Genomic DNA, 16,579 nt, shown 5'->3' with positions numbered 1-16,579 from the left:
ACTCCAGATGATAACTAAATTAAAAGAAAATATAGGCATTAATACAAACACCTTATTGAATATAATAATGACGTTGAATTGTTACATTAGTGTTATTGATATATTACATAATGTAAAACCTGACTAATCAGTCTACTTTATAACGCCGTGTAATATATATGTCACATGAATAATTTTCACGTACTAACCAAATAGACAGAAAATGTATATATGTAATAAATGTATATACCCGTAACCATTCAATATGTAGGTTTCATTGGAACTAAAAAAATTTAGGCACGGGTTTTACGCTCCAAACAAAATCTAAGGTCTACATCCATGTAGGAACCTGACTAAAGTTAATAACGAAGCATAAATTGTTTTTAGACCCATAGAAGAAGCGCTCTGAAACACGCATCTTGATCGGTAACGGTTATAGTTATTTGAGAAAGTGTTAATTTGTAAAGGAATAAAATTGAAAGAAGCAGACGAGAAAAAGCCAGCTAAATATAGCTGGCTTTACATTAGAGCGTGTGACTAAAAAATAAGATTGTAATAACGCAGTTACGAAAACGCTTTTAAATGATTCAACACGCGTTTGCTTGATATAGGATACGGTGTTTTAAGATTTTGTGCGTATAACGACACTTTTAACTCTTCAAGCATCCAAGTAACATCAGACAGCTCTTTTGATAAAGGCTGCCCTTTCTTCTGTTTACTTAATACGGTTTGATAAGCAGTGTTGGCTTTTTCTATTTCGATCATTTTTAAACGATCTTGGTTTGGATCAATAGGCAGTTTCTCTAAACGCCTGATAATTGCTTGTAAGTATCGGTTTATATCATCTAACTTGTCGTGACCAGATTCAGTGACAAACCCTTTAAATACAAGCGATTCTAAATGCTGTTTAATATCACCATGTGATTGAATAATGTTTAAACTCACATTACCTTTTAGCTTTTTACGTATGTCGTGTGCGGTGCTTAACGCTTTTTCTACTTTTATGGCGCTGTTTAGTACGCAATCAGCAATTTCTGCACGTATGTAATCTTTCGCTTTGGTAAATTCTTTTTCGCTACGTGGTAAAGGGCCATGAGTCAGCAATAAATGCTGGCACGCTGCTACAATACAGTCTTGCAATAAATCGGTTATTGAACCAAATGGATTAAAATACAAACCCAGCTTTGCTTTGTTCGGTAGTTTTTCTTGCAGATATTTAATAGGCGACGGTATGTTTAATAAAATTAATCGGCTGGCGCCTTTTAACATGGCTTGTTCAGCAATTTCTTCTTGTTCAAACAATTCAATAGCGACACTTTTGTTTTTATCGACTAAAGCAGGAAAGGCTTTTATCGTGATATTAGCGACTTTTTTCTCGTAACCTGTAGGTAGATCTTTAAAGTCCCATGTTTCAATATCGGTTCTTTCAATTCCTTTATCTGCCACTTGCTTGATAGAAGCTTTAACTTTGCCTTGTAGTTCAGCTTTTAATAAATCGAGATCGCGGCCTTGTTTAACTAGTTTTCCTCTTTCGTTCAACACTTTAAAATTCATGGTTAAGTGAACAGGTAACTCGATACTGTCCCACGAGTTTTCAGGTAATCTAACGCCAGTCATTCTGAGTAACTGTTTTTCAAGCACTTCAACTAAAGGTTTGTCGGTATCTGTCATAGCAGTTACACAAGCTTCAGCGTAATTAGGCGCCGGTACAAAGTTTCTACGTAATGATTTAGGTAAACCCTTTATTAACGCTACAACTAAGTCAAAACGAAGTGCAGGTATTAACCAGTCAAATCCTTCTTCATGAACTTGATTAAGAATACCTATAGGAATAATCACGCTAATACCATCGTCAATATCGCCCGGTGTAAAATGGTATTGTAGCGGTAAAGTTAGATTGCCTTGTTGCCAAGTGTCTGGGTATTCCGTTTTTGATAACTCTTCAGAGCTTTCATTTAATAAAAAGGCTTTAGTAAAATGCAGTAGCTTGCCATTTTTATGTTTTTCTTTTTTCCACCATGATAAGAAACTACGTTGGCAGTTAACATGTTCGGGAATTTTTGATGAGTAAAAATCAACGAGTTGTTGCTCATCAATTAAAAAATCTTTACGTCGAGCTTTTTTCTCTAACGTTTCAATCTCATTAATAAGGGCTTTATTGTCTTTAAAGAAGTTTTCTTGAATGGTACATTCGCCATTAACTAATGCTTCCCTAATAAAAATTTCTCTACAGGTATCAGGTTCTATTTTATTAAAATTAACTTTGCGATTTGCTACCAATATTAAACCGTAAAGTGATACTTGTTCAGATGCCATAACAGCGCCTTGTTTTTTCTCCCAATGAGGTTCGCTATAACTCTTTTTAACTAAATGTTCAGCTAAAGGTTCAATCCACTGCGCATCAATTTTACCTACCATACGAGCAAACAAGCGGCTGGTTTCTACAAGCTCTGCGCCCATGATCCATTTAGGTGATTTTTTAGCAACACCAGACCCCGGAAATATATAGAATTTGCTACCACGAGCTCCTTTATATTCTCGATTTTCATCTAATTGCCCAATATGACTCAATAGCCCAGACAGTATGGCTTGATGGATGATTTCTTGATTTTTTTCTTCTTCAAAATCGATACGCGTTACCTGAATTTTCAGGTCTCTAAACGTCGACTTTAATTGTGAGAAAATATCTTGCCATTCTCTAACACGCATATATGCAATAAAGTCTTTTTGGCACATGCGTCTGAACTGATTACTGCTTAATTCTTTTTGCTGATCGGTTATATAATTCCATAAATTAAGTAAGCTAATAAAGTCAGATTGTGGATCTTTAAAACGGTTATGTTTTTCGTCAGCCGCTTGTTGTTTTTCGTGTGGGCGTTCACGTGGGTCTTGAATACTTAACGCACTTACTATGATTAATATCTGTTCAATACAACCTAAGTCGATTGACGTTAAAATCATTTTTGATAATCGGGGATCAATAGAAAACTTTGAAAGCAAGCGCCCTATTTTAGTTAAAACAACTTTCGATTGAGACTGTTGCTTGTTACCACCATTACTTTGATAAGATATAGCAGCAAGTTCTTCTAGTAATTTTACGCCATCATTAATATTTCGACCATCAGGTGGTTGTACAAATGGAAAGTCAGAAATGCTGCCTAAATCTAGCGCGAGCATTTGTAAAATAACCGTAGCTAAGTTTGTTCTAACAATTTCAGGATCAGTAAATTCAGGTCTACCTAAAAAGTCGTCTTCTGAGTATAAACGAATACAAACACCCGCAGATACTCGGCCACAACGACCAGAACGTTGATTAGCACTGGCTTGTGAAATAGCTTCAATCGGTAAACGCTGTACTTTTGTGCGATAACTATAACGAGAAATCCGTGCAGTTCCTGGATCTATTACATATTTAATACCCGGAACCGTTAAGCTGGTTTCAGCAACGTTTGTCGCTAAAACAATATTTCGACCACTATGAGGTTGAAATATTTTGTTTTGTTCTTGTACCGTTAAACGTGAATACAAAGGTAATATATTGGTAAAGCGTAAGTTTGCTTTTTCTAACGCACTTGCTGTGTCTCTAATTTCACGTTCGCCGTTTAAAAATATAAGAATGTCGCCGTTACTTATATCACTTAATTCATCTACCGCATTTAAAATGCCTGATATAACATCTAGATCGTCTCGTTGCGTATTGCCTTCATCATCGTTTGCACTTGGTTCGTTTAAAGGGCGATAAAGAATATCAACAGGAAAGGTTCTGCCCGATACTTCTATAATAGGTGCGTCGTTAAAGTGTTTTGAAAAACGTTGAGGATCAATGGTTGCCGAGGTAATAATAACTTTTAAATCAGGACGTTTCGGTAGTATTTGTTTAACATACCCTAAAATAAAGTCTATGTTTAAACTACGTTCATGAGCTTCATCAATAATTAAAGTATCGTATTGGCGCAATAAACGATCTGTTTGCATTTCAGCTAATAAAATACCGTCTGTCATTAACTTTACATGACTGTGTTCGTCAACCATGTCGTTAAAACGAACTTTATAACCTACCGATGTACCTAATTTTGTATTTAGCTCTTCTGCAATACGTGTTGCAACTGTTCGTGCGGCAATACGTCTCGGCTGTGTATGACCAATAATACCGTCGATACCGCGACCTAGTGCTAAACATATTTTGGGAATTTGTGTTGTTTTACCTGAACCTGTTTCACCAGCAATGATGGTAACTTGATTGTTTTTAATGGTTTCTGAAATGTGATCTACGTTTTGAGATACGGGTAAAGATTCGTTATAGGTAACTTGAGGAAGTTTGTTTATTTTAGCCTGTTTATTCAGTAAAGATTTTTCAATTAATTTAGCCACTTGTAATAAGGCATTATTTTTTTTATCACCATCGTTTAGCTTTTTAGCATTAAGTAACCTGTTTTTTAAACGTGCTCTATCAGCTCCTTTTGTTTTAGGTAATAAATTAAAAAGTGATTGAATTTCGGGGATGGGATTTGAACTTACTTCTAACGACACAACAGGCTCTAATACATAGTTACATTGCAACTATAATATCAGTTTCTGCCCAAAATGGCAGTAAGTTCATTTTATTTGTTTAAGTCTTACTTATTAATTAAGCAGTTGATTTATGGCTTAATTTATCAGCAGTTTCACCTGAACGTATATGTTTATCAATAGCCCGTAAAACATCGTTACGGCAAATCGTACCAAGTAAATTACCGTCATCGTCTACAACGGGGTAAACCTTAGGCTTATTTAACAGCATAGTTTGACCTAACTCTATAATACTGTCGTATGGTTTAACCGTTAATACGTCTTTTCGCATCATTTCAGACACGTAAGCAAAATGTTTATTGTGATAAATACTATCTAACATTTTAGACAGCACATCATTTTCAGATAAAAAACCGACTAACTGATTATTAGTATCAATAACAGGACCACCAATTTGTTTCGTTTTCAAAAATCTTAACGAAGCTTCTTGCACAACCATGTCAGGTGAAAAAGTTACAGGATAATGATTCATATAATGTTGAACTTGTAATGATTCCATACCACTTGCCCTTTGTTGTTTTTATTGGTTATATCCCCCTTCCCACTGAAACATGCATCTTGAATAGTTACGGGGATATTCTATAACTGTAGACCTTAACGTGTAAAAATACTCAATTTTATTCATTATTTTATCAACGACAGTAAAGCAGAAGCTTCTAATTCACTAGTTTGTTTGTTTAATTGCTTAACAGCTCCTTTAAAAATGCTTTTCAAGTGTCCTTTTAAATGCGGTAAAACATCACTTTTGTTAATATCTTTTAACTGGCAAAACATAGCTAAACAATAAACCGTTTCTAATTCAGTTAATGTTGATTGCCTATTAGCTTGTCGATTATTACAAGATCCACACCCACCTTTAAACTGAAAGGCGGTATTAGAAAATATAACGCCAAACCCCATAAAACAGGCAACTAAATCAATAGATTGTGGAATGTAGTCTTTGCCGCCTGGTGGCAATTGTGGCGAATGATACACAAGGAGTGATGCCAATATTTGCGCAAATGAAGACACTAAGTCTTGTGGTTGATTAACCTGTGCTGGGTTATAGCTAATTTCGATTAGGTTTTGATTAGCTATATTTTCACGGCTAATACTTTCACCGCCATAACTAACCTCAACCAAATCCCCATTATCATAAGTGTTTGCATTGGCAATAGAGATGTTAGCTGAAATACCACGTAATAAGCGACTTGTTGACAATTTAGGTATCTCATTAGTAGACGCTTTATGAGGTTCTACTAACACCAGTGGCCAGTTTTCCATACCTGCGTATTTAACTGTTTGGCTAAACACTTGTTGCGCCATTTCATGAACGCTAGACACCCTACCGGGATAAAATTTATTTGTAGGTAGAATAAGTTGGCTATCATTTTTTAAAAAATCACCATTAAGATGAGTTATTGCCCACGCATAAGTATCTGCAATCCAGTTATGTACGCTGTCTTCTATAATAGGTTTTGTTTTAAATAAATCTAAAATCATATATGTATTTTATTCTCGTAAAAGCGAAGAAGTTTAGTTAGCTGATTTCGCCTGTTGTAAAGCCCAATCCCAACCTTGAGTATTAAATAGTGCTACGGTTGAAAGTGAATGATGATGGCTACCGCTAGACTCCTTTGTAGAATAAGACAGGTAAATTAAGGTTTTGTGTTCAGCATCATAAATTCTACGTACCTTAAGGCTTTTAAATAAAATACTTTTTGACTGCTTAAAAACAATTTCGCCGTTTTTAGAGCGATCTATCTTATTTAACTGTGCCTCGGTAATTTCACCTGTTTGACGACAAGCAATAGACATATCAGACGGATCGCTAAAGTCTAAATCCGCTTCAACATGGCTTATATGGCAAGTAACACCGGTAATAATAGGATCTTGTTTAGCTTCTATCACAACATCTTTTGTTGTAAACAAACCTAAGCTCACCTTGCCGACATTGTCTGAACAACTTGATAATAATCCGATAGTTAATAATAACGGGATAAATGATGTGGTGAAAAAAGATGAAAATGTAGCGTTTTTCATAATATAGCATCCTTAAATTGCGTTTGCTAAAGATGATAAACTATAACAAGGTATGGCGTTAGTTGAACTTAATAAAAATTTTTAGATAACAGTTAAATCAATTATTCGTGATTAAATACAACACAATTACGACCATTTGATTTAGCCTGATAAAGTGCTTCATCGGCACGCTTTAGCCATGTATCTTCTGTTGTATTAGGTACCCAAAAAGCGGCACCAAAAGATACTGTAATTTCTTTACCATCGGGCGTTTTTAATTGCGCTTTAATCGCTTTTCTTAAGTTATTAATAAAAATATCTTGATTGCCATTCACTTCAGGAATAAGTAATACAAACTCCTCGCCCCCAAAACGATAAAGTCGGTCAGACTTACGTATATTTGATTGAATAATAGAAACAAATTCTTTAAGTACCTGATCACCTACAGCATGCCCATATTTATCATTTACTTTCTTGAAATAATCTAGGTCTAACATAACTAATAATTGTTTTGCCCCATTTCTATTTGAAAAAGACAAAGCAGATTCCAAATCAAAATTCATCGCTCGACGATTAAAAGCTCCTGTTAACGTATCAACAGAATTTAGCATTTCTAACGAACTAAATTGTTTTTCGCTGTGTTTGGCTGAAACATAGATACTCATAGATAACATTGAGGTTGCTATAATATAAGAATCTAGAGAAATAGTCGTAAATACATCAGATAAAAAGATCAACGACATTGACGATAGAAGATTAAGACAAAAAGCTTCAAGAGGCTTAATGAAAATAAAAGTGCTGGCTAATACAGGGTAAATCCATAAAAAGCTATTAATGCCATTGGTAACAATAATAGTGACAGCACCACCATTAATAAATAGAGCAATAACGATGCTTACTGACCGAATATTTTTTGAGTAATTTGCATAGGAAACTAAAGAAATAATACCTATCACTAACATCAAATCAATAAACGCTGCAGGATTATTACCTTCATAAAAGCGAATACAAACAAATGGAAAAATACCAATAACAGCAACAACTCCAAGTAAGAACAATATAGAAAGTTGATATTTTTGTTGCAATTGATTGATCATAGCGCTCTCAAAATGAAATAAACAATTGTGCCAGCATGTTAATAAAAAATTACTTATGAAAAATGTAATAGTACAGATTATATAGAGTTTAACTCAAAAAAATTGTCTACTACGTAAATTTTTACAATAAATAACTATGCCACTACAGTATAGCAGTGCTGTGTTAGCTGAATTTGTTATTTTCAATAAAGAGCGATAAATGTTTTCCGATAAGTCATTATCAACTACTGTAAGTTACTTGGTTAGTTAATGATCTCTGTTTCATCTAACAAAACTTTACCGTCTTCCAGTACTTCAATCGTGCCTATTTTTGTTGATAAGGTAACACTTTTAGCTCCTTTAACTTTTACATGACCATTGTTGTCGGTTATGTGGGCTGCTGGAGTATCTTTAGGTTTAGAAAGCTGTGCGATTACAATCCAACCTTGAAGGGTATGTTGAACTAAAATAGAATCGCCAACGCTCGCCCGAGTAATATGTTTTGCTTGAGCGATCACTTTTTGATGAGTATTTCGGGCTATTAGTTTAATTTCACTGATGCGAGATTGTGTATCAATAGAAGCAACTTCGGCGATTTCGGGCTGAATATTTAATTGCTTTTTTTTAGGATGGATAGAAGAGATTGAAGCCGTCATGCTAATGTCCTTATTCTTCGATTGATCATGCTGTACTATTTTTAGAACAGCATTTCCTTGAATATTTAAATTCTTAACAATAACTGCTTATGAGATGAAAATAATTATTGATAAGGCGTATATTACCATTTTAAATACTATGGGTCTGTAGGTTATCACTACATTATAGAAGATAAATAATCTTTCATGCTTTTAAATTTAAGGTCTACTTGTATTATTTTTCAGGCTTGTATCGATAGTGACCTGTTATTTTATATTTAAACAACATATCTTCTTGTTTAGGCCCTAAACCTATATTATGAACAATGAGCGGATTTCCCGTTTCTATAGAATGATTACCTACCACCAAACCAATATGTGGTAAATTATTAGCTAGCATCCATGTCACAATATCACCCGGTAAATAATCGTTTTTATTAAGTGTTACAGGTAATGATTGCCCATTACGGCTAAAATAAACTTGTAAATTAGGCACCCTACGATGATCTATATTTTTGTCTGTTTTATTTAAACCCCATATACGTTTTGATGGATAAGAGAGAAAGTGATTACTCATATCTTGATGAACTAGTTGCTGTAAATCTATATTCATAGCTCTATACGTTCGAATAATAACATCGGTACAAACACCTATGTTTTTTGGTACGTCGCCATTTGGATAATCAATAGAATAATAAGAACCATCGTAACTCACTTGATGTGATGTTCTTTCTATAGCCGCATCAACAAGAAGCTGTTCAAATGTTTCAGCCGACGCACAGCCCAAATTAATACAGAATAAATATAATAATTTTCTTAATATAAACATAGTTATACCCTAATAAACTTGGTGAAAATTTTATTGAGTAAGCAAATCATTAGGATCTAGATAAAAAGCTTTCTTCCAGCCTTGATTGCTTCCATCTATCTTCCAAAGATACGGAAGTAACGTAATGATAGAATAATGTAAATGAGGTGGCTTTCCCTTAGCATTTCCAGTATCACCAACACTGCCAATAGCCTCACCTGAATTAACAAGCTGCATAGGTTTTGCTATTATACTATCTAAATGCGCATAGTAATGAATACGCCATTTAGGCGCTAAAATAATAATAACTTTACCTCCTAAACTTAAATTTCCTGTGTATAAAACTATGCCATGGCTAGCAGAGAGTAATGAAGCTCCTTTATCAGCAAAAATATCGATACCTTTATGAACGCCAGATTTCCCCCAAGGTTCATACCAAAAAGTATCTTTATGCCAATCAAGTTTATTGGCTCCAGCCACAGGAATAATTAACTGTTCAGGTATTAAAAGTATAAATAAAAAAACAAATGCAACTATCGCTATTAAAACTTTTTTCTTAACCTGCTTCATAAGCTATACCATTTTGAATTCAAAGAATAAGACTATAGTGATAAAGAAATTATTAGATAGATAGTGAATAAGTTGCAGCCTATACGTATTAATACTTTAGGCGTTTTCACATGCTTGTCTCCCATTACTATATTTATCCATTCATTTAAAAACTGAACAACCATAGAATTAATTTATAGAGTACGCTAGCCATAACGCCTCCAACTAGAAAAAATCCATAAATAAACCAAGCTGAGCCCGCTGAGGGGTCGGATTTTTTGTCGTATTCAGTGATAATAGTTCCAACGCGAATAAACCAGAACACATTAAAAACTAAACTCGAAATATAGTACTCACTAAATAAAGCTAAAATGCCTGGAAAAACAGATAACACAAAAAAAAGATTACTTGAATATTCATTATCATTTGATGAACGTATTTCATATAACTTAACCAACAATACGCTAACCATTGCACCTAAATAAATAAGTGAAGGAGCTAAGTTTTCAAGCAAGGTTGTTTTCGAGCGGGCCTCTATCGGCATTGTTATATCTTCAGGTATGTCACTGAAAGCACTTTCGGCGATATGTGGCACGGCTGGTGTTTCCCGTAAACTTGTTAAATAGTCCCAGAACAAAACGCCACCATAACCAATACTAAAAATACAAAACCATACAATGAGAAAGTAATATAACTCTTTTAACGGTAGGCTATATCGGGCTTTTTTCTCGTATAGTTTTGCTAATAATCCACCTAAAGCGCTCACACTGCACAATAATAAGAGTGCATACCAAAAGGTATCAAGATAGAAGTAAATAAAACACGGAGCTATTACTAAAAATGACAGCTCAAATTCTAAGTCACTTTGACTCTTTTCTTTGGTACTGAACATCACTTTATAAATGACAAAAGGCTGAAGACAAAGCAGTAATATACACAAGGTGATGAGTGACATAATTCAATCTTTTTATCGGTAATATCTGAATATATTGGTTAAGCAGGATTTATGTAGAAATCAAACCTGTAAATATAGAAAACAAAAATAAGCGTTACTCTTGTTTAAACGCATTTAGCTTTTGAAAGTAGCGGTTTAATTTAATTAATCCAGACTCAAGTTCAAATTTAACAACTTTTAAGTCTTTAAATTTGATGGCATTATTGAAATGAGTGCATATCATGGCCGCCATTCCCTCAAGACCTTCAGGCGCTGTATCGATTAATTCAACTAATAACGGAGAAACCGTTTCCCAATGTTCATGAATGATACTAGGCGTTTCGTGGATTGTAGCCATGATTTGGATAAGTGTTAAACGGTGGTTTTGTTGCATAAATAAAATCCTTTTTTAATAATGTGTTCTTTAATAAGTAAAACGCTGCTTTGTTGTATAAATATATCAGTTGATACAACATAAAAATAAGACTTAATCATTGATATTTAAATTTACGTCTGCTTCTGCTAACTGTTTTTTTAAAATAAGATTTTTAGTCTTAATATCATCGTGACCTTCTAGGTATTTTTTATGTTCTGCCGATTTTTCAATATTACCCAATTCTTCATATATTGATAAAAGTTCTTTGTGAACACGGTATAATCTCGTTTTTTCTTGTTGAGTATTATCATTTAAATATTGGTTAAAAAGGCTTATAGATTTTTCTAAGTCCCTTGAAACAAAACGGCCATAGCTATAATTCCATGCTAGAGCAAATATAGGATCCAGTTCACCACTTTCAGTACGCCTATTTAGCTCAGATATATACCGACTACCGTCACCAGTATGCAAGCCTATATATTCAAGCGCTTGCCAATACCCTATTTCATATGCTTTTTCACACCATGCCTCTAATTGGTCGGGTGCATATAGCAAGCTTTTTTGGCATTGCTTCATAATTGAGTCTCCAGATAACTTGGAGTCATTGATGTCGAGATCCGCCCACAAACCCTTTGCATATGAATTAGCAGACAAAATAAATAGGACGAATATTATTCTTTTATAATTTCTAATCACATTAATCCCCCACCAAGTTTAAACTGCTCTACAAACATTTCATAGCGTATGTGTTTATGCGTTTCGCCTTTATAGGTAGCATGAACTTCAACAGAGTAAACGCTTTTTTATTATGACTCACTTATAGTAAGTAAAATAATTCCATTATAAATCAGTTGATGGAATTGGATTTATTGTTTTCTAGAGCTAATTCCTCTTGAGCCATTTTCATTAATCGAGTTGCATTTTCTCTATTAAAAGCCAACTTGCTATTAATAATAACATACTGCGCATGTCGACTAACCGCTTGCCAGTTTTTCTTGACGGCAAACAGTTTAGCTAATTCTTCATGGGCAGAAGTAACCTGTGATTCAAGCAACTTTGTATCTAATACCAAAAACTCTTCATGGAGCGCTATAGCATAATTAATGTCCTGCTTGACAAACATGCCTGTTTCATAAAGCCAAGCAAGCGTAGCATATGCGTTAGGTTCTTTCGCATTAACTCTCTTTGTTGCCTCCTGAACGAGCCGTGATCCATTACCAGAATGTAAGCTGAGAGGGACTAACGCATTCCAATACCCCATGTTTATGGCTTTATTACACCACTGTTCGAGCTCATCAGGCGCATTAATTAAGCTTTTATGACACTGTTGTGCAACAACGTTAACGGTTAAATCAGGATTATTAATATCAATTGAATCATCCCACCTAGGATTTCCTGCCTTGATAAAAAAAGAGGTTACAATAAAAAAAAATAAAAATATTCTTACCATAGTAAGGCTCCTTCTGAAGATACTCTTTTTTCAGGTATATGAACCGTAAAAGACGGAAGCGCTGAAGTAATAAATGATCCCTTACGGTAAAAATAAACGTCTTTTAGTGGTTTTTTCTCATCCGATTGTCCCTCACAAATCCCCATATCAGAACATCTAATCCCACCAACATACTCAACAAGGCTAATATTATTGATCCCTATATTTTGCATAAGTGTATCTATTCCAACATGCTTTTTTCCTGCACTAAAAGCATGGTACCTATGCATAAATGCAACAATACGAGGTTTTTGGTTCAATTTTAGATGGGTACTTAAGATATTTGCCCACATTAAATTTCTTTGCATGTGAGAGTCGGCACAAAGCCCTTTATCAGCTTCTTGCCAATCACAACGATTCTCAATGAGGTCCATCATTTCAATCGACATATCTAATGGGATTATTTTCATGCCTAGAGAATTAGCTGCTTTTACTAACTCACCATAGCTAGTAGTTGCTGCACTGTTCCTATTCCAATGCTCTTCAAAATGCCGTTTAATAATATCAAAGCCTTGTCCTGTGCGTTGATAATATTCAATATTATCTTTTATTCTTTGAGGAAGCATTTCCATTGCGAAATGTGTAAATCCAGCCGATTTCAGCTGTTTAAGTGCACGTATGGCTTCATATTTGTAAGATGCTGGGTTATGGCTAGATTCTGCAATAATAACCAAACGAGCATTACCTGCCATGGTTTTATAGTTTACATCCGTGTTTATTTTATTCATTGTATTTCCTTTACTTATAGTTAGTTAAACCTTTGATTAAAAATCAAATGATCACTGGCACCACTCAGCGGTAGAGTCAGTATTTTCAAGTTTGGTTTTATTTTCCGTTAACCATGAATCAATAGCTGATGAGTATTTGAACTCAGACCCCGTACCAGGCCAATAATAAGTGCCTTTGTCATCTGTACAGAGTGCTACAAATACAGGAGCAGAATTAAACAAAACATCTTCTTCATGCTCTACAAACATTTCATAGCGTATGTGTTTATGCGTTTCACCTTTATAAGTAGCAAGAACTTCAGCAGTGTAAACGTGTTTTTCTGAGCTATCACCTTCATGTAAAATTTCAATGTTGGTAATTTTCACTTTGGCGAGATAATGTACATTTCCAATCGTTTGTTTCAAGCCTCTTAATGTTAAAGGCATAGCGCTTTTAGCTATACATGAATAAGTAAAGCCCAATAAAACAATGTAAATAATCAATATCTTTTTCATTAAGCTTTATAAGTAGTTACCATCGACACTTTGCTCAATTGCATAATGCAAAGCAGCGTGATTTATTCAGACCGTTTACATACAAGTGGTGAAAAATCAGTATTCTCAATGTTAATTGAGCAATTCATCGTAACCACATTCTGGCTAAGCAACGATAGTTCTAATTCAAATGTAAACGTTTGAGCGTCAATTTTTAAATTGTATATATCTAAAAAGCTAAGTTTTTTAAAATCATGTGTGATTTTTAACGCATCATCATATACAGCACAGATGTTTTTTCTTTTAATAAGAGCGTTACTACCTGCTGTTAAAAGCTCTAAACGAAAGCACGGATATTCACTTTCAGGGTGAAACTTGATCCATCGAAATAGATTGTCATTGACTCTCTCAACGTTCATTTCTATCGCATTGAGACTAACAAAGTTTTGTTCTTCACTGCTTTGAGATTCAGAACAAAAGAAAATAAAAAGACAATATATGCTAATAATAAGTAGTTTCATTTTTCACCTATGAATTAATATATTTAGTACGAGCTTGTCTTCTAGCAGCGGGTACATTAGCCCAATTTGCCTCTTTTTTTATTTCATCTTTAAATAAAGCAAGATCATTATCCGCAACATGCTTTTGTAAAAATTTACGACTCGTTGGGTGATAATCCCCTCTAAATCTAAGATCTATCAGTACATTCTTTATTTTTACATGTAAAGTTGACCAATCGGTTTTTCCATAGGTTTTAGTGGTAATACTTTTATTACAAATCTTTATTACATCGGCTTCCATTTCTTTGTATATAATTTCAAATAACTTTAATTGCGCTTTAGCGGAAATTTCGTAATCAAGTAAATCATTTTCAATAACAAATAGCTCAGCATTTTTCCCTATTTTTCCCGCAGCAAGCGATATAACATTGGCAACTTCACAAGAAATTCCTGCCTGAATTAAGTGGGTACTTATTTTGCTCGCTGTTTTTTCTCGCATATCGTAGCCCCTGCCAATGGTTAGCCCTGAGCGTTCAGACGGTACATGAAAACATCGGCTATGGTAGCGTCCTCCTTCAGTTCCTTCTGCATCCCATGTTAAAACACCACAGCTAGGTTTAGTAATTGATACTGTTGTATAAGAGTTTTTTAAAAAATCAACGAGCTTTCTAAAAGTTCCACCATTAGCTGTAACAACGCCATCAGGCTTTGCCATTTTAAGCACATTTTTTTGGAAGTCATTGATCATACCTATATAGTCACCATCTACCTTGTGACTCAAAGTAGACAATGGGCATACATTACGCGCATAGGTATTTAACAAAGCGGTTATCAGTTTTACATCAGCTGATTTATTGGCTGAATTTAAACCAACATTAGCTCCCATTTGTAAAGTAAGCATAAAATCCCTTTTTTAATATTGACTGCTCTTTAATCTAAATATTCTAATAGGAAAAATTTAGATTGGTTTTTAATCATTTATTTTTTACTTGATGTGAGTTTATATTTTTATTAAATCCATTGGCGCCATGGAATGTTCAGCTAGTGCATTAGCTGGAGTTTTTAATATGTTGGTAATAACGAAACCTCAAAGCACCAACAAAATCAAGTTAGCTGACCCCTTGATAATATTGTTTCTTCCGTGAAAAATAGAGTAGCAATTATTGTTTGGTTTTAGCTAGAGGAACACATTAAACCAAACGTTATCTACATTGCAATATATTAACTTTCTGTATTTATAATATTTTTATATTGAATTGTCTTTTTCAAAAGCAGTAATAAATATTATTAGATGACTATTTCCTAGTAGATATAATCACTTCTTTTAACTCTTGTGCTTTTAAATAAAAAACATGAAACTCTTTAACCTTTCGAACCCAATTATAATCAATGACACGTTCTCCATAATGAGCACCTGCTAACTGTCCATAAATAGCACCCGTGGTGTCAGCATCCTCACCTAAATTAACCGCTAACAAAGCCCCTTCTTCAAAACTATCACTATGATAAAATGCCCATAAAACAGCTTCTAAACTGTGCATAACATAACCACTTGCTCTAATGTCCTTAGCGCTTTTTGTTTTATATGCGGCTGATGTCAGTAATTCAACAAGTGATGAACATAACGGCTCTTTATCCCAATATCCATCAATAGGGCTATAAATACCATTTAAAAGCGCTTCCTTTTTAACTCCGTGTAGTGCTCCCCATATTAGCCCACTGAAATATCGGCAAGCGTCTACCGCTTCTGTAGCTCCATGTGTGGTAATTGAACTTTGTCCTGCAAAATAAACCGCATCTTGAAAGCTATCATAATAACGAATTGGTATAGGTGCCAATCGCATTAACGAACCATTGCCCGCTGACATAGGTGCAGTATCTCCAGCAATCGGGTCGCCTGTTTGTTGGTAACGCTCTAATGCTGATATCACCGTATTTCCAATATCAAAACACTTCCCATTAACACTGAACACACCATCTTTCCACCACTTGCAATATAAATCCATTTGGTCTTTTAAATTGCATTCTTTTGTACGAACTAAACTATGCGCTAAGCAATACAACATACTGGTATCGTCTGTCCATTCTCCTACTTTTAAGTTAAATGGACCGCCTCCAACTATCTCAGTGATTGGCTCAAAGGTTCCGGGTTCTTTAAATTCTAGTGTAGTTCCTAGAGCATCCCCTAATGCACAACCTAATAAAGCACCACGAAAACGATTAATGTCATCATCACAATCTACTTGTATGCGTTGATAGTATTCTTTGCATTGTTCATCACTTGGTTGAGGTATAGCAATGCGATAAACACAATATGAAGACATCCACTGAGTTTTATGGGGCTCTCTAGAGCCACTTAATTTATTTGTCATAAAAGGAAAGCGCAAATCATTGGGGATTTGTAATTCTCTTTTTCTCATTTGAAGTATTAAAGGATGCACAATTTTATCATTACTCATAT

At 34.5% G+C, this 16,579-nt stretch carries 17 protein-coding genes; all 17 read right to left on the bottom strand.

All coding sequences use genetic code 11. The features are described from left to right. Window positions 1–543: 543 nt before the first annotated feature. Complete coding sequence (gene hrpA / locus ACM9HF_RS02815; protein WP_473618249.1) at window positions 544–4,482, bottom strand: ATP-dependent RNA helicase HrpA; 3,939 nt, start codon at window positions 4,480–4,482, stop codon at window positions 544–546. Between the two features lie 124 nt (window positions 4,483–4,606). Further along, window positions 4,607–5,047: a CBS domain-containing protein gene (locus ACM9HF_RS02810; RefSeq protein ID WP_473614200.1), complete on the bottom strand. Its 441-nt coding sequence runs from the start codon at window positions 5,045–5,047 to the stop codon at window positions 4,607–4,609. Between the two features lie 125 nt (window positions 5,048–5,172). Further along, window positions 5,173–6,030 carry a hypothetical protein gene (locus ACM9HF_RS02805; protein WP_473614199.1) on the bottom strand — a complete coding sequence of 286 codons (858 nt, stop codon included), beginning with the start codon at window positions 6,028–6,030 and terminating at the stop codon, window positions 5,173–5,175. A 33-nt stretch (window positions 6,031–6,063) separates the two neighbouring features. Further along, window positions 6,064–6,570 (bottom strand): CreA family protein, encoded by a 507-nt coding sequence (locus ACM9HF_RS02800; RefSeq protein ID WP_473614198.1) that lies wholly within the window; start codon window positions 6,568–6,570, stop codon window positions 6,064–6,066. Window positions 6,571–6,671: 101 nt separating this feature from the next. Then, window positions 6,672–7,646: a GGDEF domain-containing protein gene (locus tag ACM9HF_RS02795; RefSeq protein WP_473614197.1), complete on the bottom strand. Its 975-nt coding sequence runs from the start codon at window positions 7,644–7,646 to the stop codon at window positions 6,672–6,674. Between the two features lie 242 nt (window positions 7,647–7,888). Then, the gene (locus tag ACM9HF_RS02790) at window positions 7,889–8,281 is read right to left on the bottom strand and encodes a hypothetical protein (protein ID WP_473614196.1); all 393 of its coding nucleotides are present in this window, start codon (window positions 8,279–8,281) and stop codon (window positions 7,889–7,891) included. A 214-nt stretch (window positions 8,282–8,495) separates the two neighbouring features. After that, complete coding sequence (locus tag ACM9HF_RS02785; RefSeq protein ID WP_473614195.1) at window positions 8,496–9,089, bottom strand: DUF1287 domain-containing protein; 594 nt, start codon at window positions 9,087–9,089, stop codon at window positions 8,496–8,498. Between the two features lie 30 nt (window positions 9,090–9,119). Then, window positions 9,120–9,638 (bottom strand): M23 family metallopeptidase, encoded by a 519-nt coding sequence (locus ACM9HF_RS02780; protein ID WP_473614194.1) that lies wholly within the window; start codon window positions 9,636–9,638, stop codon window positions 9,120–9,122. A 145-nt stretch (window positions 9,639–9,783) separates the two neighbouring features. Continuing rightward, window positions 9,784–10,572: a hypothetical protein gene (locus ACM9HF_RS02775; protein ID WP_473614193.1), complete on the bottom strand. Its 789-nt coding sequence runs from the start codon at window positions 10,570–10,572 to the stop codon at window positions 9,784–9,786. Between the two features lie 94 nt (window positions 10,573–10,666). After that, on the bottom strand, window positions 10,667–10,945 hold the full coding sequence (locus ACM9HF_RS02770) for a hypothetical protein (protein ID WP_473614192.1): 279 nt from the start codon (window positions 10,943–10,945) through the stop codon (window positions 10,667–10,669). 93 nt (window positions 10,946–11,038) lie between these two features. After that, window positions 11,039–11,503: a hypothetical protein gene (locus tag ACM9HF_RS02765; protein WP_473614191.1), complete on the bottom strand. Its 465-nt coding sequence runs from the start codon at window positions 11,501–11,503 to the stop codon at window positions 11,039–11,041. A gap of 271 nt (window positions 11,504–11,774) precedes the next feature. Further along, on the bottom strand, window positions 11,775–12,377 hold the full coding sequence (locus ACM9HF_RS02760) for a hypothetical protein (protein WP_473614190.1): 603 nt from the start codon (window positions 12,375–12,377) through the stop codon (window positions 11,775–11,777). Further along, entirely contained in the window at window positions 12,371–13,144 is a 774-nt protein-coding gene (locus ACM9HF_RS02755; RefSeq protein ID WP_473614189.1) for a TraB/GumN family protein, read from the bottom strand. The genes ACM9HF_RS02760 and ACM9HF_RS02755 overlap by 7 nt, the downstream gene beginning before the upstream one ends. Window positions 13,145–13,195: 51 nt before the next feature. Continuing rightward, the gene (locus ACM9HF_RS02750; RefSeq protein WP_473614188.1) at window positions 13,196–13,639 is read right to left on the bottom strand and encodes a hypothetical protein; all 444 of its coding nucleotides are present in this window, start codon (window positions 13,637–13,639) and stop codon (window positions 13,196–13,198) included. A 62-nt stretch (window positions 13,640–13,701) separates the two neighbouring features. After that, window positions 13,702–14,139: a hypothetical protein gene (locus ACM9HF_RS02745; RefSeq protein WP_473614187.1), complete on the bottom strand. Its 438-nt coding sequence runs from the start codon at window positions 14,137–14,139 to the stop codon at window positions 13,702–13,704. 7 nt (window positions 14,140–14,146) lie between these two features. After that, window positions 14,147–15,019: a DUF8812 domain-containing protein gene (locus tag ACM9HF_RS02740; RefSeq protein ID WP_473614186.1), complete on the bottom strand. Its 873-nt coding sequence runs from the start codon at window positions 15,017–15,019 to the stop codon at window positions 14,147–14,149. A gap of 394 nt (window positions 15,020–15,413) precedes the next feature. Next, window positions 15,414–16,577: an ADP-ribosylglycohydrolase family protein gene (locus ACM9HF_RS02735; RefSeq protein WP_473614185.1), complete on the bottom strand. Its 1,164-nt coding sequence runs from the start codon at window positions 16,575–16,577 to the stop codon at window positions 15,414–15,416. Window positions 16,578–16,579: the final 2 nt, after the last annotated feature.

It is taken from the genome of Colwellia sp. RE-S-Sl-9 (genome assembly GCF_048296855.1).
GTDB lineage: Bacteria > Pseudomonadota > Gammaproteobacteria > Enterobacterales > Alteromonadaceae > Pseudocolwellia.
The sequence above is the reverse complement of the archived record's forward strand: the minus strand, read 5'-3'. Positions and strand labels throughout refer to the sequence as shown.